Origin of the sequence: Pseudomonas sp. SAR267 (assembly GCF_052077595.1) — a bacterium.
Classification (GTDB): Bacteria; Pseudomonadota; Gammaproteobacteria; order Pseudomonadales; family Pseudomonadaceae; genus Aquipseudomonas; species Aquipseudomonas vlassakiae.
In genome coordinates this window covers 4274984-4293974 of the sequence record NZ_JBQIHU010000001.1, presented here as the reverse complement: position 1 = coordinate 4293974, position 18991 = coordinate 4274984, and the positions used below count along the sequence as shown (strand labels likewise).

General features: G+C 63.5%; 17 protein-coding genes and 1 pseudogene. 7 read left to right on the top strand and 11 right to left on the bottom strand.

The genetic code is table 11. The features are described from left to right. From ACTORR_RS20205 to ffh, 6 genes are all read right to left on the bottom strand, one after another. A complete protein-coding gene (locus ACTORR_RS20205) occupies positions 1-408 on the bottom strand; it encodes an acyl-CoA thioesterase (RefSeq protein WP_054887023.1) in 408 nt (135 codons plus the stop codon). Positions 409-501: 93 nt separating this feature from the next. Beyond that, on the bottom strand, positions 502-852 hold the full coding sequence (gene rplS, locus ACTORR_RS20200) for a 50S ribosomal protein L19 (protein WP_054887024.1): 351 nt from the start codon (positions 850-852) through the stop codon (positions 502-504). 42 nt (positions 853-894) lie between these two features. Next, the gene (gene trmD / locus ACTORR_RS20195; protein ID WP_003252146.1) at positions 895-1647 is read right to left on the bottom strand and encodes a tRNA (guanosine(37)-N1)-methyltransferase TrmD; all 753 of its coding nucleotides are present in this window, start codon (positions 1645-1647) and stop codon (positions 895-897) included. A 3-nt stretch (positions 1648-1650) separates the two neighbouring features. Beyond that, positions 1651-2187, bottom strand: coding sequence for a ribosome maturation factor RimM (gene rimM, locus ACTORR_RS20190; protein WP_054887025.1), 537 nt, complete (start codon positions 2185-2187; stop codon positions 1651-1653). 5 nt (positions 2188-2192) lie between these two features. Continuing rightward, a complete protein-coding gene (gene rpsP, locus ACTORR_RS20185) occupies positions 2193-2444 on the bottom strand; it encodes a 30S ribosomal protein S16 (protein WP_003259424.1) in 252 nt (83 codons plus the stop codon). Positions 2445-2680: 236 nt separating this feature from the next. Then, complete coding sequence (gene ffh / locus ACTORR_RS20180; protein WP_054887026.1) at positions 2681-4057, bottom strand: signal recognition particle protein; 1377 nt, start codon at positions 4055-4057, stop codon at positions 2681-2683. 300 nt (positions 4058-4357) lie between these two features. On the opposite strand from ffh, the gene ACTORR_RS20175 reads away from it, so the two are divergent. From ACTORR_RS20175 to ACTORR_RS20165, 3 genes are all read left to right on the top strand, one after another. After that, complete coding sequence (locus tag ACTORR_RS20175) at positions 4358-5167, top strand: cytochrome C assembly family protein (RefSeq protein ID WP_441343825.1); 810 nt, start codon at positions 4358-4360, stop codon at positions 5165-5167. 9 nt (positions 5168-5176) lie between these two features. Then, complete coding sequence (locus ACTORR_RS20170) at positions 5177-6382, top strand: transporter associated domain-containing protein (RefSeq protein WP_313365283.1); 1206 nt, start codon at positions 5177-5179, stop codon at positions 6380-6382. 272 nt (positions 6383-6654) lie between these two features. Beyond that, complete coding sequence (locus tag ACTORR_RS20165) at positions 6655-7953, top strand: MFS transporter (RefSeq protein WP_110637280.1); 1299 nt, start codon at positions 6655-6657, stop codon at positions 7951-7953. 129 nt (positions 7954-8082) lie between these two features. Here ACTORR_RS20165 and purT read toward each other — a convergent pair whose 3' ends face one another. The 5 genes from purT to ACTORR_RS20140 all read right to left on the bottom strand — a co-directional run bounded on the left by purT (position 8083) and on the right by ACTORR_RS20140 (position 11331). Next, entirely contained in the window at positions 8083-9264 is a 1182-nt protein-coding gene (purT, locus tag ACTORR_RS20160) for a formate-dependent phosphoribosylglycinamide formyltransferase (protein ID WP_159411844.1), read from the bottom strand. 77 nt (positions 9265-9341) lie between these two features. Next, entirely contained in the window at positions 9342-9809 is a 468-nt protein-coding gene (locus ACTORR_RS20155) for a VUT family protein (protein WP_027920112.1), read from the bottom strand. A 157-nt stretch (positions 9810-9966) separates the two neighbouring features. Further along, positions 9967-10170 carry a DUF1289 domain-containing protein gene (locus tag ACTORR_RS20150; RefSeq protein ID WP_054887203.1) on the bottom strand — a complete coding sequence of 68 codons (204 nt, stop codon included), beginning with the start codon at positions 10168-10170 and terminating at the stop codon, positions 9967-9969. Next, positions 10163-10687: a gamma carbonic anhydrase family protein gene (locus ACTORR_RS20145; RefSeq protein WP_054887202.1), complete on the bottom strand. Its 525-nt coding sequence runs from the start codon at positions 10685-10687 to the stop codon at positions 10163-10165. Before ACTORR_RS20145 ends, ACTORR_RS20150 begins: the two co-directional genes overlap by 8 nt. Positions 10688-10731: 44 nt before the next feature. Beyond that, positions 10732-11331 carry a CoA pyrophosphatase gene (locus tag ACTORR_RS20140; protein WP_027920115.1) on the bottom strand — a complete coding sequence of 200 codons (600 nt, stop codon included), beginning with the start codon at positions 11329-11331 and terminating at the stop codon, positions 10732-10734. Positions 11332-11457: 126 nt separating this feature from the next. Here ACTORR_RS20140 and ACTORR_RS20135 point away from each other — a divergent pair, with 126 nt between their 5' ends. From ACTORR_RS20135 to ACTORR_RS20120, 4 genes and pseudogenes are all read left to right on the top strand, one after another. Then, positions 11458-12009: an NUDIX hydrolase gene (locus tag ACTORR_RS20135; protein ID WP_054887201.1), complete on the top strand. Its 552-nt coding sequence runs from the start codon at positions 11458-11460 to the stop codon at positions 12007-12009. Between the two features lie 153 nt (positions 12010-12162). Beyond that, positions 12163-12582: pseudogene (locus tag ACTORR_RS20130) on the top strand (L,D-transpeptidase family protein); the annotation flags it as partial. Positions 12583-12743: 161 nt separating this feature from the next. Then, on the top strand, positions 12744-14423 hold the full coding sequence (locus ACTORR_RS20125) for a ShlB/FhaC/HecB family hemolysin secretion/activation protein (protein ID WP_313365281.1): 1680 nt from the start codon (positions 12744-12746) through the stop codon (positions 14421-14423). 27 nt (positions 14424-14450) lie between these two features. Further along, positions 14451-18977: a hemagglutinin repeat-containing protein gene (locus ACTORR_RS20120; RefSeq protein ID WP_441343823.1), complete on the top strand. Its 4527-nt coding sequence runs from the start codon at positions 14451-14453 to the stop codon at positions 18975-18977. Positions 18978-18991: the final 14 nt, after the last annotated feature.

The following is an 18991-nucleotide window of genomic DNA, read 5'->3' as shown; positions in this document are numbered from 1 at the left end:
TCAGGCCTGGGGCAGGACCGGCACCGGGCGCTTGTCCTCGTCGATGGCGACAAAGCTGAACACCCCGTGGATCGCCCGCTCGCGGCCATCCAGGTACATGTTCTCAACGAACACATCGACCTGCACCTGCAAGCTGGTATTGCCCACCTTGACCACCGTGCCCACCAGTTCGACGATCGAACCTGCCGGGATCGGGTGCTTGAAGTCGATGCGGTCGGTGGACACGGTCACCAGCGGCAGCCGGCAGAAACGCGTTGCGGCGATGAACGACACTTCGTCCATCCAGGCCAGCGCCGTGCCGCCGAACAGTGTGTTGTGGTGGTTGGTGGTGTTGGGGAACACCGCTTTGGTCACGCGGGTCACCGACAGCTCGGTGCGGCGCTGGATTTCCTGGTCTCGGCTGCTCATATCCATCACGTTTACAGGTTTCAGAAAGCAAAAAAGCAGCCCGAAGGCTGCTTTTTTCTCGCTAGGCGGCCTTGGCCACCGGGCAAACTGTACTCAGGACAGTTTTTCCTTGATGCGAGCGGCTTTGCCGGACAGGTCGCGCAGGTAGTACAGCTTGGCTTTACGCACGTCACCACGACGTTTCACGGCCAGGCTGTCGATCTGCGGGCTGTAGGTCTGGAAGGTACGCTCAACGCCTACGCCGCTGGAGATCTTGCGCACGGTGAAGGCGCTGTTCAGACCGCGGTTACGCTTGGCGATAACAACGCCTTCGAACGCCTGCAGACGGGAACGATCACCTTCCTTCACTTTAACCTGGACGACGATGGTGTCGCCTGGTGCGAAGGTCGGGATTTCCTTGTTCATCTGCTCGGCTTCGAGCTGCTGGATGATCTTGTTGGTCATGCTGTGCTCCTAAGATGGATACTTGATCCACCATCGATACGTTTAACTATCGTCCCGCTCGCGGAGATATTCCTCGAGCAGCTTCTTCTCTTCTCCAGAAAGCGAGCGACTTTCCAGAAGATCGGCGCGTCGTTCGAAGGTCCTACCAAGGGACTGCTTCATCCGCCATCGCCGGATATGTGCATGGTTGCCGCTTAGCAACACGTCGGGAACACGCTGATCCGCATACACCTCAGGTCGGGTGTAGTGCGGGCAATCCAGCAGACCGTCGGTGAAAGAGTCTTCCTCCGCCGAGTCCACATGCCCTAAAGCTCCGGGCAGCAGCCGTGTAACCGCATCGATCAGTACCATGGCCGGCAGCTCGCCACCGGAAAGCACATAGTCACCAATCGACCACTCCTCATCGACATGAGCCTCGATAAAGCGCTCGTCGATGCCTTCATAACGACCGGCGATCAGGATCAACGATTCCTGTTCGGCCAGGCCTTTGACCGCCTGCTGAGTCAGCTTGCGGCCTTGTGGCGAAAGGTAGATCACCTTCGCCGCTGCTCCGGTCGCTTGCCTGGCGCTAACCAGGGCGTCTTCCAGAGGCTTGATTTTCATCACCATGCCCGGACCACCGCCAAACGGCCGATCATCCACGGTATGGTGGCGATCTGTGGTGTAGTCCCGCGGGTTCCAGCAAGTCACCTGAAGCAACCCCTGTTTCACCGCGCGGCTGGTAATGCCGTACTCCGTGATGGCCGAGAACATCTCGGGGAACAGCGTGATGACGTCTACGCGAAGGTTACCCATCGGTTAGAAGTCCGCGTCCCACTCAACCCGCATCACGCCCGCTTCCAGGTCGATATCGAGCACGCATTGCGCCGTGTAGGGCAACAGACGCTCGCGATCATCCAGGCTGCCTGCGCAGGGTTTGACCACCATTACATCGTTCGCACCGGTCTCCAACAGGTGATCGACCTTGCCGAACAGCTGTTCGTCCTGGTTGATGACCTTCAGACCCACCAACTGGTACCAGTAGTACTCGTCGGCAGCCAGGTTGGGCAAAAGGCTCCGCGCAATGCAGATTTCGTGACCACTCAGAAGACGGGCTTCATCACGATCATCGAGGCCTTTCAACTTCACGACCAGGCCCTTTTGGGAGCCACGACCGCTGACCAGCTCGACCTGCTTTACCTTGCCTTCGTGCCGAAGCGTCCAGCGCGGATAATCCAACAGGTTTTCAATCGGATCGGTAAAGGAATACACCTTCACCTCGCCGCGAACGCCGTGAACCGAAAAAATCTTGCCAACGACGATGAGGTCGTCAGCCTTTTCTGGCGTCGCGTTCATACTACTCAGGCAGCAGCCTTGGCAGCGTCCTTCAGCAGCTGAGCAACGCGCTCAGACGGCTGTGCACCCTGGCTCAGCCAGTAGTTGACGCGCTCTTGGTTGACCGACAGCTTGACTTCGGCGCCAGCAGCGATCGGGTTGAAGAAACCTACGCGCTCAACGAAACGGCCGTCACGGGCGTTACGCGAGTTGGTCACGGTCAGGTGGTAGAATGGGCGCTTTTTCGAGCCGCCACGGGCAAGACGAATGGTTACCATGTGAACATTGTTCCTATAGTCGGTGCTGCAAATCTGAATGCCAAATAGGCACACGGGTGCCCAAAAGGCCGCATATTCTCGGGGAATACACGGACATTTGCAAATGCCTTTTTCGGCAGAGCCCTGCCCTACCGCCCAGATTTGCCGGTTAAGCCACGGAATCCGAGGCCGTTGCCCCGCCAAAGCGGGGGTTCCGGGTGCCCGCCTCTTTAAAGGCAGGCACCCAAAATAAGGGGTTACAGCTTCGGCATGCCGCCGCCCGGCAGCATCCCGCCCAGGCCGCGCATCATCTTGGCCATGCCGCCCTTGGCGGAGAACTTCTTCATCATCTTCTGCATCTGCTTGTGCTGTTTGATCAGCCGGCCGATGTCCTGCACCTGGGTGCCAGAGCCGAGGGCGATGCGGCGCTTGCGCGAACCGCTGATCAGGTCAGGGTCGCGACGCTCGGCCGGGGTCATCGAGTTGATGATCGCTTCCATCTGCTTGAACTGCTTCTCGGCCGCGCCCTGGGCGTTGCCCATCTGCGACAGGTTGACCCCGCCGATGCTCGGCAGCTTGTCCATCAGGCCACCCAGGCCGCCCATGTTCTTCATCTGCTGCAGCTGGTCGCGGAAGTCTTCGAGGTCGAAGCCCTTGCCCTTTTTCAGCTTCTTGGCCAGCTTGTCGGCCTTGGCCTTGTCGATGGTCTGCTCGGCCTGCTCGATCAGGCTGAGCACGTCGCCCATGCCGAGGATGCGCGAAGCGACACGATCCGGGTGGAAGGGCTCGAGGGCCTCGGTCTTCTCGCCCATACCGATGAACTTGATCGGCTTGCCTGTGATGGCGCGCACCGACAGCGCGGCACCGCCACGGGCATCACCGTCGACCTTGGTCAGCACCACACCGGTCAGCGGCAGGGCCTCGCCGAACGCCTTGGCGGTGTTGGCAGCGTCCTGGCCGGTCATGGCGTCGACCACGAACAGGGTCTCGATCGGCTTGACTGCGGCATGCAGGGCCTTGATCTCGTCCATCATGTCGGCGTCGATGTGCAGGCGACCGGCGGTGTCGACGATGACCACGTCGATGAACTTTAGCTTGGCTTCGCGGATCGCAGCTTCGGCGATGGCCACCGGCTTCTGGCTGATGTCGGACGGGAAGAAGGTCACGCCGATGTCGCTGGCCAGGGTTTCCAGCTGCTTGATCGCCGCCGGGCGATAGACGTCGGCGGAAACCACCATCACGCTCTTCTTCTTGCGCTCCTTGAGAAAGCGCGCCAGCTTGCCGGCTGTGGTGGTCTTACCGGCACCCTGCAGGCCGGCCATCAGTACCACCGCTGGCGGTGCGGCGTTCAACGCGAGGTCTTCGTTGGCCGCGCCCATCAGGCTTTCCAGCTCGGCCTGGACGATCTTCACGAACGCCTGGCCCGGAGTCAGGCTGCGCGATACCTCGGTGCCGACCGCACGGTCCTTGACGCTGTTGACGAAATCCTTGACCACCGGCAGGGCAACGTCGGCCTCGAGCAGGGCCATGCGCACTTCGCGCAACGTGTCCTTGATGTTGTCTTCGGTCAGCTTGGCCTTGCCGGTGACATGGCGCAGCGTCTGTGACAGGCGGTCGGTCAGGTTTTCGAACATGGTGATCCTTTCAGGCCCAGTAAAAGCCGAGGTTTGTCAGGCGCCCGAGGGGAAATGCACACCCGTCAGGCACAGCAAGGCGGCGATTATAACGAAGTGCGGCGGCGGCGCACACCTTGGGAGATGGTCGGTGCCTGCTCCGGCCTCTTCGCGGGCGCGCCCGCTCCCACAGTGGGAGCCTGTGTTGTACCTGTGGGAGCGGGCATGCCCGCGAATGCCCCGACACAAGCCTTCAGTCTTCCTTGACCAGCGGAATCTATGCCAAACTCCGTCTCTTTCAGGGCTCTGCAACCAGGACTTATGGTTTCCTCACCCAGCCTCATCCCCAACCTGATCGCCGCCGTCTTATATATAGCTGCGGCCATCTATCAGGGCACCTACCTGGCCCAGGGCCGCAAGGCCGACAAACGCCTGCTCGGCCTGCTCGGCGCCCTCGCCGTGGTCGCCCAGGGTGGCGCACTGTTCTTCCAGCTGATCACCCCGCTGGGGCTGAGCCTGGACTTCTTCAGTGCTGCCAGCCTGATCGCCGTGGCGGTCATCGCCCTGACGCTGGTGGCCTGCCTGCGCATCCCGGTGGAAAACCTGCTGGTGCTGCTGTTCCCGCTCGGCGCCGTCACCGCCCTGCTGGCCCAGTTCGCCCCGCCCGGCACCGTGCCGCTGATCGACGAAGAGCCGGGCATCCTCGCGCACATCCTGCTGTCGATCCTGGCCTATGGTCTGTTCACCATCGCGGTGTTCCAGTCGCTGCTGTTGCTGCTGCAGGACCGCCAGCTGAAGAACAAGCACCCGTCCGGCCTGATCCGCAACTTCCCGCCGCTGCAAACCATGGAAAGCCTGCTGTTCGGCTTCCTCTGGGCGGGCTGGTGCCTGCTCTCGCTGTCGCTGATTTCCGGCTGGCTGTTCCTCGAAAACCTGTTTGCCCAGCATCTGGTGCACAAGACGCTGCTGGCCTGTGTGGCCTGGGTGGTGTTCAGCGTGCTGCTGTGGGGCCGCACCCGCCTGGGCTGGCGCGGGCACAAGGCGATCCGCTGGACCCTGGCGGGTTTCTGCCTGCTGATGCTGGCCTACTTCGGCAGCAAGCTGGTCCGCGAATTCATCCTGCATATCTGACGGCCGCCCATGGACACCCTGCCGTACGCACCGCTACTCGGCATTCTGGCACTGGCGCTACTGTGGTCGGCACTGTTCACCGCCGTCGACGCCGCCCGCCTGCAGCTCAATGGTTCACTGCGCAACGGCGATGACGCCCCGCCGCCGCTACCCGCCCAGGCCCTGGTGCTGTGCTCCAGCCTGGGCAAGCTGCTGGTGCTGGGCCTGGCGTGCCTGATCGGCCAACGCCAGAGCGGCGAACACGGCTTCTGGCTCGCGGGCCTGGGCGCGGTGGCAGCGCTGCTGGTGTTTGCCGAATTCCTGCCGCGGCGCCTGGCCCGGCGCAACCCGCAGGCCTTCATCAGCCTTGGCCTGAGCCTGCGCCCGTTTCCGCTGGCCCTGCTGCAACCTTTGGCCTGCCTGTTCGATGGCATCGCCAAGCTGATGCTGCGGCCGTTCCGCGCGCAGCCCACGGCAGTGGCCTTGCATCCGCAGGACGACGACGTCTTCGACGAAGACGATGAGCACGAGGCGCCGCGCCATGGCCTGCTGGACGGCTTGCAGTCGCTGGACAAGATCACCGTCAACGACATCCTGGTGCCACGCAACGAAGTCGATGGCATCAACCTCGACGACCCCATCACACAGATCATCGAGCAGCTGATCGTCAGCCGGCACACTCGCCTGCCGGTGTATCACAGCGACATCAATCAGGTCGAAGCGATCCTCAACACCAAGCTCATCAGCCACTTGCTGCCCAAGGCCGAGCTGACTCTGGAGCAACTGCTGGGCGCCTGCTACGAGCCCTACTTCGTGCCAGAAAGCACGCCGCTGCAGATGCAACTGCTGAACTTCCACAAGCAGCAGCGGCGCCTGGGCGTGGTGGTGGACGAGTATGGCGAGGTGCTGGGTATCGTCACCCTGGAAGACATCCTTGAAGAGATCGTCGGCGAGTTCGAGGACGAGCAGAGCCTGGACAACCCGCATGTGCACCCGCAGGCCGATGGCACCTTCGTCATCGAAGGCAACGCCTCGCTGCGTGAAATCAACCGTACCCTGGGCTGGCACCTGCCGTGTGACGGTGGCCCGAAAACCCTCAACGGGCTGGTCACCGAAGCCCTCGAAAGCATTCCGGAAAGCGCCGTTTGCCTGAAGATCGGCCGCTATCGCCTGGAAATCCTCGAAACAGAGGACAATTGTGCCAGCAAGGTACTGGTATGGACCGTGACCCGATAGCTATACTCGGGTCACGCTTACCCAGCCCCGCCGTTCCGCCCGCTACCCGCACCCGGCGCCACACGGCCAGTCCGCTGCACTGACACGCCCCGCGGTCCTGCTTCAACACCCCGAACAGTGCCCGCTCCCACCCCTACCCTCCTGGGCTGGTGCCAGTCGCGCGAACACAACAACAATACGCTCCGGCGTCCGCCAAGCCGTGCCTGCCTTCAAGGCCTGCACAGGCCGCAGACAATGCCATGGAGCGGACCAGACTGTTAGGGACCTACCAAATGACAACCAGCACCTATGCCGAGGCGCCTGCCGCGCCGGTCAACTCGCCAGCGCGGGTCGCCACTGCCAGTTTCATCGGCACCGCCATCGAGTTCTACGATTTCTACGTCTATGCCACCGCCGCCGCGCTGGTGATCGGCCCGGTGTTCTTCCCGTCCGGCTCGGGTACCGCGCAGATGCTCGCGGCCTTCATCACCTTCGGCATCGCCTTCCTTGCCCGCCCGCTGGGTTCGGCACTGTTCGGCCACTTCGGCGACCGCATCGGGCGCAAGTCGACCCTGGTCGCCTCGTTGCTGCTGATGGGCGTTTCGACCACGCTGATCGGCGTGCTGCCAGGCTATGACAGCATCGGCGTATGGGCGCCAATCCTGCTCTGCCTGCTGCGCTTCGGCCAAGGCCTGGGCCTGGGTGGCGAATGGGGCGGCGCGGCACTGCTGGCCACCGAGAACGCGCCGGAGGGCAAACGCGCCTGGTTCGGCATGTTCCCGCAACTTGGCCCGTCGATCGGCTTCCTTGCGGCCAACGGCCTGTTCCTGACCCTGGCCATGCTGCTCAGTGACGAGCAGTTCCGTGACTGGGGCTGGCGCATTCCGTTCCTGCTCAGTGCCGCCCTGGTGATGGTGGGGCTGTATGTGCGCCTGAAGCTTGAGGAAAGCCCGGTATTTGCCAAGGCGGTTGCACGTCACGAACGCGTGAAGATGCCGGTGGTGGACCTGTTCGGCAAATACTGGATGCCAACCCTGCTGGGCGCAGCCGCCATGGTGGTGTGCTATGCGCTGTTCTATATCTCGACGGTGTTCTCGCTCAGCTATGGCGTGACCACGCTGGGCTACAGCCGCGAGACCTTCCTCGGCCTGCTGTGCTTTGCCGTGGTGTTCATGGCCCTGGCCACACCGCTTTCGGCCTGGCTGAGCGACCGCTACGGGCGCAAGCCGGTGCTGATCGTCGGCGGCCTGCTGGCGGTGGCTTCGGGCTTCACCATGGAACCGCTGCTGACCTCGGGTTCGACCACGGGTGTGGCGCTGTTCCTGGCCATCGAGCTGTTCCTGATGGGCGTGACCTTTGCACCAATGGGGGCGCTGCTGCCTGAGCTGTTCCCGACCCACGTGCGTTACACCGGCGCTTCGGCGGCGTACAACCTGGGCGGCATCGTCGGGGCCTCGGCGGCACCGTTCTTTGCCCAGAAGCTGGTGAGCATGGGTGGGTTGAGCTGGGTGGGGGGCTATGTGTCAGCGGCGGCTGTGATCAGCCTGATTGCCGTGCTGTGCCTGAAGGAAACCCGCAATACCGAGCTGTAAGTGATTGGGGCCGCTTTGCGGCCCAAGCCCGCTCCCACAGGGATCGCATCTGCATTGGCTTGCGCGGTCTCCTGTGGGAGCGGGCTTGTCCCGCGAATGGGCTGCGCAGCAGCCCCGTACAATCTCGGATCAGAATTCGACCTTGACCGCCTGCGAAGCACGGGTCGCCTTGGCCCGCGCCGCTTCGACCGATTCATCACGTGCCAGGCACACACCCATGCGACGGGTGCCATTGATTTCCGGCTTGCCGAACAGGCGAATCGCCGTGTCAGGCTCGCTCAGGGCTGCGCCCAGATTTGCGAAGCTGGTCTGCTGCGACTGGCCTTCCGGCAGAATCACCGCCGAAGCCGATGGCCCGAACTGGCGCACTACCGGAATCGGCAAACCGAGAATGGCGCGGGCGTGCAGGGCGAACTGCGACAGGTCCTGGGAAATCAGGGTCACCAGGCCAGTGTCATGCGGGCGCGGCGAGACTTCGCTGAACCACACCTGGTCGCCCTTGACGAACAACTCCACGCCGAACAAGCCACGACCACCCAGTGCATCGGTGACCGCCTTGGCCACGCGCTGCGACTCGGCCAGGGCTTTCGCGCTCATGGCTTGCGGCTGCCAGGATTCCTGATAGTCGCCCTTCTCCTGACGGTGACCCACCGGTTCGAGGAAGGTGGTACCGCCGACATGGCGCACGGTCAGCAGGGTGATTTCATATTCGAAGTCGATGAAGCCCTCGATGATCACCCGGCCCTTGCCGGCACGGCCGCCTTCCTGGGCGTAGTCCCAGGACTTCTGCAGGTCGGCATCGCTGCGCAGCAGGCTCTGGCCCTTGCCCGAAGAGCTCATCACCGGCTTGACCACACAGGGGTAGCCGACGTCGGCCACGGCCTTGGCGTAGTCCTCGAAGGTGTCGGCGAAGTGGTACGGCGAGGTTGGCAGGTCCAGCTCTTCGGCCGCCAGGCGGCGAATGCCCTCACGGTTCATGGTCAGCTGGGTGGCGCGTGCGGTCGGCACCACGTTGAAGCCTTCGCTCTCCAGCTCGACCAGCGTGGCGGTGGCGATGGCCTCGATTTCCGGAACGATGTAGTGCGGTTTTTCCGCTTCGATGATTGCCCGCAGGGCAACGCCATCGAGCATGTTGACCACGTGGCTGCGGTGCGCCACCTGCATCGCCGGGGCATTGGCGTAGCGGTCGACGGCGATCACTTCGACGCCCAGGCGCTGCAGCTCGATCACCACTTCCTTGCCCAGCTCGCCACAGCCGCAGAGCAGCACACGGGTCGCGGTTGGCGACAATGGGGTTCCGATACGGGTCATTTCAGGTCCTCGAAGGCGTCCGGGGCCGCACCAGGCTTTGGCACGACCCGCTGAAAAAGGACCAATATTCTACACCATCAGCCCGCGACAGCGGCCCGCCGCGCACGAAATGCCATGGCCAGCCAGACGGCCGTGACACCGGCGAATTTAGACGCCATGGCGGTGCCGATCACCGCCGGTGTGAGCGCACCGATCATGCCGAAGAAGATGAAGGTATCCACCGGAATGCTCAGCGCCGAGCTCAGCCACAGGCGGTCACGCAGCGGCCGGCGAGTGATGCTGAACACCAGCCAGTCGATCAGCTCGGAGACGAAGAACGCGGTGGCGCTGGCCAAGGCAATGGCCGGCTCCGAGGTGGCGTACGACAGCACCAGGGCCAGCAGCATGGCAATCAGCGCGCCATGGCCAAAGCGGGTCTGCACCATGTCGCGCAGAATGAACACCAGGCCGCCCCAGCAGGACCAGATGATGTCCAGGTGCGGGGCGCTGGAGAAGGCGTAGTTGATCAGCACTACGCTACTGATATAGGCAATGAGATAGAACATGGGCAGGTTGTCTGTGGGCAAGCCTGACAGATTACCGCTGGCTTCTTCGCGGGTAAACCCGTTCCCACAGGGATCGCACCGCCCTCGAGAGCAACGCCGAACCTGTGGGAGCGGCGGTGCGCCGCTGCGCTTTACCCGCGAAGAAGCCAGCGCAAAATCACGCCCCGATAATCAATCCTGCAGCCACTGCCCGCTCATGGCACAGCTTGAGCACCGCCCGGCGCTCGGTATTGTCCATCCTTCCCCAGCGGCCGATCTCGGCCACGGTACGCTGGCAGCCGGTACAGATATCCTGCTCGTCCAGTGCGCAAATGCTCACGCACGGCGAAGCCACCGGCCGCTCTACGGCTACGTCACTCATCGTCAAGCACCAGCTCCCGCGCATAACGCTCGGCATTGTGTACATAGTGCGCAGCGCTGGCTTCGAGCATGCGCATCTGCTGCTCGGTCAGCTCGCGCACCACCTTGCCCGGCGAGCCCATCACCAGCGAGCCATCAGGAATTTCCTTGCCTTCCGGGATCAGCGCGTTGGCGCCGATGATGCAGTGCTTGCCGATACGCGCGCCGTTGAGGATGACGGCGTTGATGCCGATCAGGCTGTAATCGCCGACCGAGCAGCCATGCAGCATGGCGTTGTGGCCGATGGTCACGCCCTTGCCCAGGGTCAGCGGCGAGCCCATGTCGGTGTGCATCACCGTACCGTCCTGGACATTGCTGTCCTCGCCGATGTCGATCAGTTCGTTGTCCCCCCGCAGTACCGCACCGAACCACACGCTGGCACGGGCCTGCAGGCGCACCTTGCCGATCAGGGTGGCATTGGGTGCGGCCCAGCTGGTGGGGTGGCATTCGACCCGATGGTCGCCCAGGCGGTATTTCATGTTTGCTCCTCAGAGGTTCACGCAGACGGCGGGGTGTGCGCCGCTCAGATTTCGATGTAGCGCTCGGGGGGTTGATGCAGGCTGATACCGGCGTCATACAACAGGTTGACCAGCTCGACGATCATGATCGCCGACAACCCCCAGATCTTGTACTCGCCGTAGCGGTAGCTGGGCACGTACCAACTGCGCCCCTGGTAATCGATACGGTGGGTGTGGTCACGCGGGTCCTGGCGGAAGAATTCCAGCGGTACGCTGAAGACTGCCGCGATTTCAGCGTCATTGGCGCGGTATTCGACGAAATCCGGGATCAAGCCGACGAACGGGGTCACTTTCAGGCCGTGCAGGGAAATCAGCGGGCTGAGTGGGCCGATCACTTCCACCAGGCCGGGCGGCAAGCCGATTTCTTCTTCGGCTTCGCGCAGCGCGGTAAACACCAGGTCCGGGTCTTCCGGGTCACGGCGGCCACCAGGAAAGGCGACTTCACCGCCGTGGGTCGACAACCCCTTGGCACGCAGGGTCAAGACCAGCTCGGGCGCTTCGCTGCGGGTGATGGGCAAAAGTACCGCCGCCTCGGGGAACCGTCGGTCGGTTTCCAGTGAAGCGGGTTGGTGGTTGCTCATACGGCGAAGTAGCTCGTCCAGCATTGCGCACTCTCGTTTCCAAGGCCTGCCTTGCATGATGCACCAAAGCCGCGAAGCACCCAAGCCCCGTGCGCTTGCGGCAGCCCCGCCTGGCGCGCCAAGATAACCCCGTCAAGAGGGAAGAAAAGCATGAAATTTTGCAGCGCGTGCGGCCAGCCAGTCATTCAGCAGATTCCCGAGGGCGACAGCCGCCTGCGGTTCGTCTGCGAGTCTTGCCAGACTGTTCACTACCAGAACCCCAACATCGTCGCCGGGGTGTTGCCCACCTGGGGCAGCCAGGTGCTGCTGTGCCGTCGCGCCATCGAGCCGCGCCGCGGCTTCTGGACGCTACCGGCGGGCTTCATGGAAAACGGCGAGACACTCGACCAGGCCGCCCGTCGCGAAACCGACGAGGAAGCCTGCGCCCGGGTCGGCGACATGGCCCTGTACCAGCTGTTCGACCTGCCGCACATCAACCAGGTGCATGTGTTCTTCCGTGCCGAGCTGGCCGACCTGGATTTTGCCGTCGGCGTCGAAAGCCTGGAGGTGCGGTTGTTCGAGGAACACGAAATCCCGTGGGGCGAGCTGGCTTTCCGCACCGTCACTCGCACACTAGAATGCTATTATCGCGACCGCATCAGGCAGCACTACCCGATTGGCCATGAATACCTGCCGCCGATGAATGTTTCGCCCACCACTTAAGCTCGCAGGTACTGCTTCATGCGTTGGTTGTTCGCCCTTTTCTGCCTTTGCGTTACCACGGTGTCCCAGGCGGCCTTCACCGAAGTCATCATTCGCAAGCCGCAACCGCCAGTGCCGGCCCAGTCGCAATCCCAAGCGGCCATGCAGCCGCTGATCGACAAGGTGCTGGTGATCAAGTCCGAGCGCCGCCTGCAGCTGATCAGCCGCGGCGAACCGCTGAAGACCTACCGCATCTCCCTGGGTAAGCAGCCCAAGGGTGCCAAGGAACGCGAGGGCGACAAGAAGACCCCTGAAGGCCTGTACTGGCTGGACTGGCGCAAGGAAAGCGACCGCTTCAACCTGGCCATGCACATCACCTACCCGAACATCAGCGACGCCGCCCGCGCCAACCGCGAAGGCTGGAGCGCTGGCAGCATGATCATGATCCACGGCACGCCGATCGACGAGAACTACCCTGAGTGGTACTTCCACACCCTCGACTGGACTGACGGCTGCATCGCCATGCGCAACCGCGACATGCAGGAAGTCTGGGACCTGGTCCGCGACGGCACCCTGATCGAGATTCGCCCTTGATAGTCCTGCATTCAGATTGAGCTTGTAGGACGTTTCATACTTCAAATACACACCTGCCCTACATCCTGCTTAGGCCAGGGACTGCATCCAACCGACGGCTTGAGTTCTTAGCATCCACGCAAACGAGTACGTAACCCGTACGCCATTTGCGAGGGTGCCTGATGCAATGCCGACTCCTTCACGCCGCCAGCAGGCTGCTCGCCGGTTGCCTGGCTGGCATGCTGATCTCCCACACGGTCCTGGCTGACGACCCTGCCAGCCTGCAACTGCGCGACCAGCAGCAATCCCTGCGGCAGTTCGAACAGCAACAGCGGCTCAAGCGCTGGCAACAGCCGCCTGTACCCGAGCGCCATGAGCAGGCAACTGTCCAGTCGGTCGGCGATCAGTGCTGGGCCGTCTCCGGCGTGCGCATCATCGGCAACCGCCAACTTGCAGACCAGGCGCTCGAGCCCGCGCTACGCAAGTGGCTGCTGCCCTGCATGGGCATCAACGACATCAATAACCTGCTCAAGGGCATCACCCAGCTGTACGTCAGTGCGGGGTTCCCGACCAGCCGTCCCTACCTGCGCCGCCAGCCTGGCGATGACGCACCACTGGACATCGTCATCGTCGAAGGCTTCGTCGAATCCATCGAACTTTCCGGCCCCGCATTGCCGCTGTCGTTGCAGAGCGCCTTCCCTGGCGTAGTGGGCCAACCGCTGTACCTGCCCGACCTCGAACAAGGTCTCGACCAACTCAATCGCCTGCGTGCCTACGACCTAAGCATGGACCTGCTGCCCGGCGAATTGCATGGCGGTACCCAGGTTGTACTGCAACCGCACACGGTCGGCTCACGCTGGCACCTGGACAGCCGCCTGGATAACCGTGGCAGTGAGCTGACCGGCCGCCACCGCCTTAACCTGGGCCTCGGCCTGGACAGCCCGCTCGGGCTAAATGACGACCTGCGCGTGACATTGCTGTCCAGCGTCTTGCACGCCCCCGGCCAGGTGCAAGGCATCACGGTGTACTACAGCATCCCCTATGGCCCCTGGACCTTTGCCCTCAACGCCAGCCAACTGAGCTACGATGCGCCACTGCCGCACAGCCGGCAGAGCAGCGACGGCAGCAGCAGCTACCAAGGCCTGAGCATCGAGCGGGTGCTGTGGCGCAACCAGCAAGGCCTGCTCAGCGCCAGCACGCGGCTGGACCGCAAGCAACTGGTCAACCGCAGCGCCGGTGCCGTCGTCACCCAGCAGAGCCCAACCCTCACCAGCGTCGAGGCTGGCATCAACCTACTGTGGCTGGAAGGCGGTTTATGGAACGGGTACCTGGGCGTTGCCCAGGGCCTGGACTGGTTCGCTGCCGACGAGGGGCCATTGGGTGCCGAACGCCTGCGCCCGGACTTTCGCAAGTACCGCGCCAGCCTGCTGCACCTGCGCCAGGGCCCGCCTGGCACAGCTTGGCGCTGGCAAAGCGAGCTGGCCTTGCAGTACAGCGAACACGCGTTGCCGGCCATCGAGCAGTTACTGGTCAGCGACGACTCGAGCGTAAGGGGCTTTCGCCTGAGCACCTACTCCGGCGCCAGCGGCGCGACCTGGCGCAATACCTTGAGCCAGCCGCTACCGGCGAACTGGGCCCACCCCCTGCAGATACGCCCTTACCTCGGCCTGGATGTGGGCTGGACCCGGCCCGCCACGGGCAAGCCTTCGCAACGCCTGGCTGGCACAGCCGCCGGCATCGAACTGAGCCTGACAAACGCCCGGCTGCGGCTCGACTACCAACGCGCCCTCTACACCAGCGACCTGCCCCGCTCCCGTCTGGAGCCTGGCTTCTGGGTACTGGAGTGCACCCTGAGCATCTGATTCACCCACAACAAAGAGAACGAGAACATGCAGACACTCTCGCCGTTACCGTCTAGCCGCCCGGATACCTTGCGCTGGGCCATCTTCCTCGCATTGCTCAGCCCCGCAAGCGCTTTCGCGCAGGGTGGGCTGGAGGCCGCCAGCGGCCCGGCAGGCACCCCGATCATCAACAATGACCATGGCGTACCGGTGATCGACATCGTAGCGCCCAATGCCAGTGGCCTGTCGCACAACCAGTTTCTCGACTACAACGTTGCCCGCCCCGGTGTGGTATTGAACAACGCCCTGCAGCCAGGTCAGTCGCAACTGGCCGGCGCATTGGCCGCCAACCCGCAGTTCCGGGGCCAGGCAGCGTCGACCATTCTCAATGAAGTGGTCAGCCGCAACGCCTCGCTGATCGAAGGCCCGCAGGAAATCTTCGGCCGCCCTGCCGACTACATCCTCGCCAACCCCAACGGTATCACCCTCAATGGCGGCAGTTTCATCAACACCACCCGCGCAGGGTTCGTGGTCGGCACGCCCGAATTGCAGGAAGAACAGCTGCGCCATTTCAACTCACTGAATGCCAGCGGCACATTGCAAGTGCTTCAGGGCGGACAGAGCAATGCCGAGGGCGCGCTTGATCTGATTGCCCCGAAGGTGGACCAGCAAGGCCTGCTCATGGCCAAGGGTGACCTCAACGTGACCGTTGGCCGCAATCGCATCGCTCATGCCGACGGCCAGGTGCTCGAGCACCTGCCGGGCACCCCGTCGAGCATCGACGCCAAGCTGTTCGGTGCCATGCGCGCCGGGCGCATTCGCGTGGTGAGCACTGCCGAAGGTGCAGGCGTGCGCATGGGCTCGAAGGTAAAGGCCGACAACGGCATTGTCATTCACTCGGCCGGCTCATTGGACATCAGCGGCGAAGCCGCCAACCCTGCCGAACTAAACACTGAACAAGGCACCTTGCTTCTGACCGCCGCCGATGACCTGACATTGAGCGCTGTCGATGGCAAGGCCGAGCGCATCGAGGCCAAGGCCGGCAAGAAACTCACCCTGGACGCCAAGACCCGCGAAACCATCAACCACGACCGCGACAGCTGGAATAAGAAGTTTCTGTTCATCACCCGCGAAACCTATAGCCGTGAAAGCACTACCACCGAGCGCCAGCAACGGGGTGTGCAACTGCAGGGCAGCGACAGCATTGCCTTGCAGTCCGGCGCCGACATGCGACTGGTCGCCGCCGAGGTCAAGGCAGGGGGTGACATGACCCTCGACAGCGGTGCCAACCTGGACATCGCGGCCGGTATCGACAGCAAGCAATTCAAGCAACAGGTGCGTCACCGCAAGGACCTCTGGCGCGGCGACAGCGATACCGACCAGTACACCGAAACCGCTCGGCCCAGCTCGCTGAGCGCCCAGCGCATGACAGTCAACGCCAAGGACACACTCAAGGTCGAGGGCAGCAACCTGCATAGCCGCGGCGACATGGACCTCAATGCCAAGCAGGTCGAGGTCGGCACCACCACCCTGCAGCACCGCAGCAACGACGGCAACTACCGGGGCGACCTGGTCTCCGGCACCTTCTTCGGCAATCGCAAGGGCAACGACACCGAGGGCCAGAGCGTTGCCGGCAGCAGCGTCACTGCGGATGGCAAGCTGAATGGCCATGCCGACCAGGTCAGCATCAAGGGCAGCACCGTGTACGGTAAAAAAGATGCCGTGCTCTACAGCGAAAAGGGCGCGCTGGCGATCGAAGCGGACCATGGCAGTAGCCGGTCCACCGAGCGCAACAGCGACAGCAAGCTGTTCGGCCTGTTCGGCAATGATCAGCAGAGCACCAAACGTGAACAGCAAGTGCTGGTCAGCGATGTCAGTTCGTCCAGCAACCTGCGCCTGGCCAGTGCCGAAGAGATGCGCATCCAGGGCGCCAAGGTCGAGGCTGGCGCGCACTTGCAGGTCGAAGCCAAGGGCGATCTGCTGATCGGCAGTGCGCAAGCGGTCAAGGAAAGCGAAAGCCGTGATCAGCAATGGGGTTTGACTGCCAGTGCCCGGCAAACCCAGCAAGCCGAAGACGGCAAGCCGGAGTCTCGCCAGTATGCGGCGGGCGTGGCCTATGAAGTGACCACCGGCAGCGAAAATGTGCGCGAAACCGCCCAAGTCGCCAGCGAGCTGAAGGGGGCTACCGTTGGCCTGGGCAGCGGGGGGCACCTGCAAGTGAAGGGTTCCAAGGTCCAGGCCGCTGCGGGCGACCTCGATGTGAAGGCCAGGCAAGTGACGCTCGGCGCCACCGGCAATGAGCGCGAATCGACCACCAGCACTCGCCAGAGCGGCGGCGGTTTGACCGTCACCGGCGGCATCGATCGCCTGGGCAGCCTGTTCGAAGGCCATCACAACAGCACCGTGGTGACCGAGCGCGACAGCAAGGCCCAACGCAGCGAACTGCAGGCCAGTGGCAACGTGAGCGTCGATGCTGACGAGCTGGTGACCGAAGCGGCACGCGTCACTGCCGGAGATACCCTCAAAGTGAGCGCCAGGCGCATCGACAACCGTGCTGTGCTCGATACCTATGAACGCAAAGAACTTCGCAGCGAGTGGTCCGGCAGCCTCGGCGCCAGCGTCGAGTACCGTGACCTGACCCGGCCGATCGAGCGGCTGGTGCTGGGCGAGGAGGCCGCGCGCTTCCAGCAGGCATCGCCCGAAGACGCCATGGTGGCACCCAGCGTTGGTGCCGACATGACCCTCGAGCACCTCAAGCGCCTGGAAAACCAGCGTCGAGGCTTTGCTCAGGTCAGCGAGCTGTCTGGCGCACACGTCCAGGTCAAGGCCGAGGTCATCGATGACCAGGGTACCGCTTGGCGTGCCAACCGCGGCCAACTGCAGATCGATGCGCAACGGCACAGCATGCGCGCCGCCGAAAATACCCGGGAGGACAGCGTGGAGCGCCTGGCCTTTGGCGGTGACTTGCGCGTCGACACCAGCTCCGGCAGTGACCTGAACGCCCGCGGCGCGGGCAAGGGGGGTTCGCTGGGCAAGCAGGCAACGGCCAGCACCGCAGTTCCGGGCAGCCTTTATGGCCAACAGGGTATTCAGGTCCAGCTGGGTAGCGATGGTCGATATGAGGGGACCCGCATCGAGGGGGGCGAAGGCGAGGTGGTCATCCACAGTGAAGGCAACCTGTCGCTGCCCCAGGCCAACGACCGCACCGAGGAGATGACTCGCCAGCTCGACGGCAATGCGTGGGCCAAGGTCGGCAACCGCCCCGGCAGCACCGGCTTCGATGCCCGAGGCTACCTTGACCACGCGCAGCTGCAAGCCGTGCAAGCCAAGGCGCAAGTGGCACAGATCGACGCCAAGGGGGCAGTCCGCCTGAGCAGCGCGGGTGATCTGCTGTTGGAGGGCACCCGTATCGGCAGTCGGGAAGCCAAGGTGGGCGATATTCGCCTGCACAGCGATGGCTTGCTGCAGGTCAAGGCAGGCAGCGACACCCAGCGGGCCCACGGCGGCAAACTTGGCGGTGGCCTGGAGCTGGCAGCCAAGATGGGCGAGGCCAAAGGCGGCGGCATCGGTGGCCATTTCACCCATGGCAAGCAGGACGAAAACGCCCGTCAGGCCGTCGATGCCCAGTTCGCCAGTGCCGGCAAGCTGACCCTCAGCAGCGCGGCTCGCGAGGACATCGCCCTGCACCTGGAGGGCCTGCAGGCATCCGCCGAACAGATCGCGCTCAACGCGTCCAGCGGCGGCATGCTGATCGAAGCCTCCTCCAATCAGGAGCAGCGCAACAATCTCGAGATCACCGCCGGTGCCGGTTTCAACATGACCGCAGGCAGCACCGACACCCGTGGCCTGCATGGCCGGGCCAAGGTCGGGCTGGACAAGCGCGACAACCAGACCTGGAACGCCAGCAACCTGCGCGCCGAAACCATCGACCTGCAAGGCCGGGGTGATACCCGCATCGAAGGCGCCAGCCTGGAAGCCGGGCGCATCACCGGCGCGATCGTTGGCGACCTGCGCATCGCCAGCCGCAAGGACAGCGTCGACACCTTGACGGTGGAGGGCGATGCACGCTTGAGCCAGGAGAAAAACCCGCAGGGCTATGTCAACGCCGCCACCTCGCTGGCCGGGCCACTGGGTGGCAAGGTGAAGGAGAAAGCCGGGTCGGCCTTGAGCAAGGCCGACCCGGGCTTCTCGCCGACCTTGAGCCTTCAGGTGTCGCATGTGCAGCGTGACAGCGTGGGGCAGCAGGCGGTACTCAAGGGCAGCGACGGTATCGCGCTGAAAGTGGGCGGTGATGCCCAGCTGGTTGGCGCGCGGCTGCAGTCGGCCAAGGGCACGGTCGCGCTCGATGCCAGCTCGGTGAGCCGGGAAACCCTGAGTGGCAACGATTATCGTCGGGATGTGTCGGTCGATGCGTCCAATTCGCCGGTGGACCTGGGCACGGCGATTGCCGAGATGGCCAAGGGCAAAGGCGCGGCGGATGGCGAAAATGCGCTGGACCTGGGGCTGTTGCGGACCAGTGGGCATAGCCGCAGTGAGCAGTGGGTTTCCAGTGTGCAGGGGGGTAAGGCGGAGTAAGGGGTGAGGCACGG

Coding starts and splice junctions, on each gene's coding strand:
- ACTORR_RS20205 (WP_054887023.1), bottom strand. CDS start 408: ATGAGCAGCCGAGACCAGGAAATCCAGCGCCGCACCGAGCTGTCGGTG.
- rplS (WP_054887024.1), bottom strand. CDS start 852: ATGACCAACAAGATCATCCAGCAGCTCGAAGCCGAGCAGATGAACAAG.
- trmD (WP_003252146.1), bottom strand. CDS start 1,647: ATGGGTAACCTTCGCGTAGACGTCATCACGCTGTTCCCCGAGATGTTC.
- rimM (WP_054887025.1), bottom strand. CDS start 2,187: ATGAACGCGACGCCAGAAAAGGCTGACGACCTCATCGTCGTTGGCAAG.
- rpsP (WP_003259424.1), bottom strand. CDS start 2,444: ATGGTAACCATTCGTCTTGCCCGTGGCGGCTCGAAAAAGCGCCCATTC.
- ffh (WP_054887026.1), bottom strand. CDS start 4,057: ATGTTCGAAAACCTGACCGACCGCCTGTCACAGACGCTGCGCCATGTC.
- ACTORR_RS20175 (WP_441343825.1), top strand. CDS start 4,358: ATGGTTTCCTCACCCAGCCTCATCCCCAACCTGATCGCCGCCGTCTTA.
- ACTORR_RS20170 (WP_313365283.1), top strand. CDS start 5,177: ATGGACACCCTGCCGTACGCACCGCTACTCGGCATTCTGGCACTGGCG.
- ACTORR_RS20165 (WP_110637280.1), top strand. CDS start 6,655: ATGACAACCAGCACCTATGCCGAGGCGCCTGCCGCGCCGGTCAACTCG.
- purT (WP_159411844.1), bottom strand. CDS start 9,264: ATGACCCGTATCGGAACCCCATTGTCGCCAACCGCGACCCGTGTGCTG.
- ACTORR_RS20155 (WP_027920112.1), bottom strand. CDS start 9,809: ATGTTCTATCTCATTGCCTATATCAGTAGCGTAGTGCTGATCAACTAC.
- ACTORR_RS20150 (WP_054887203.1), bottom strand. CDS start 10,170: ATGAGTGACGTAGCCGTAGAGCGGCCGGTGGCTTCGCCGTGCGTGAGC.
- ACTORR_RS20145 (WP_054887202.1), bottom strand. CDS start 10,687: ATGAAATACCGCCTGGGCGACCATCGGGTCGAATGCCACCCCACCAGC.
- ACTORR_RS20140 (WP_027920115.1), bottom strand. CDS start 11,331: ATGCTGGACGAGCTACTTCGCCGTATGAGCAACCACCAACCCGCTTCA.
- ACTORR_RS20135 (WP_054887201.1), top strand. CDS start 11,458: ATGAAATTTTGCAGCGCGTGCGGCCAGCCAGTCATTCAGCAGATTCCC.
- ACTORR_RS20125 (WP_313365281.1), top strand. CDS start 12,744: ATGCAATGCCGACTCCTTCACGCCGCCAGCAGGCTGCTCGCCGGTTGC.
- ACTORR_RS20120 (WP_441343823.1), top strand. CDS start 14,451: ATGCAGACACTCTCGCCGTTACCGTCTAGCCGCCCGGATACCTTGCGC.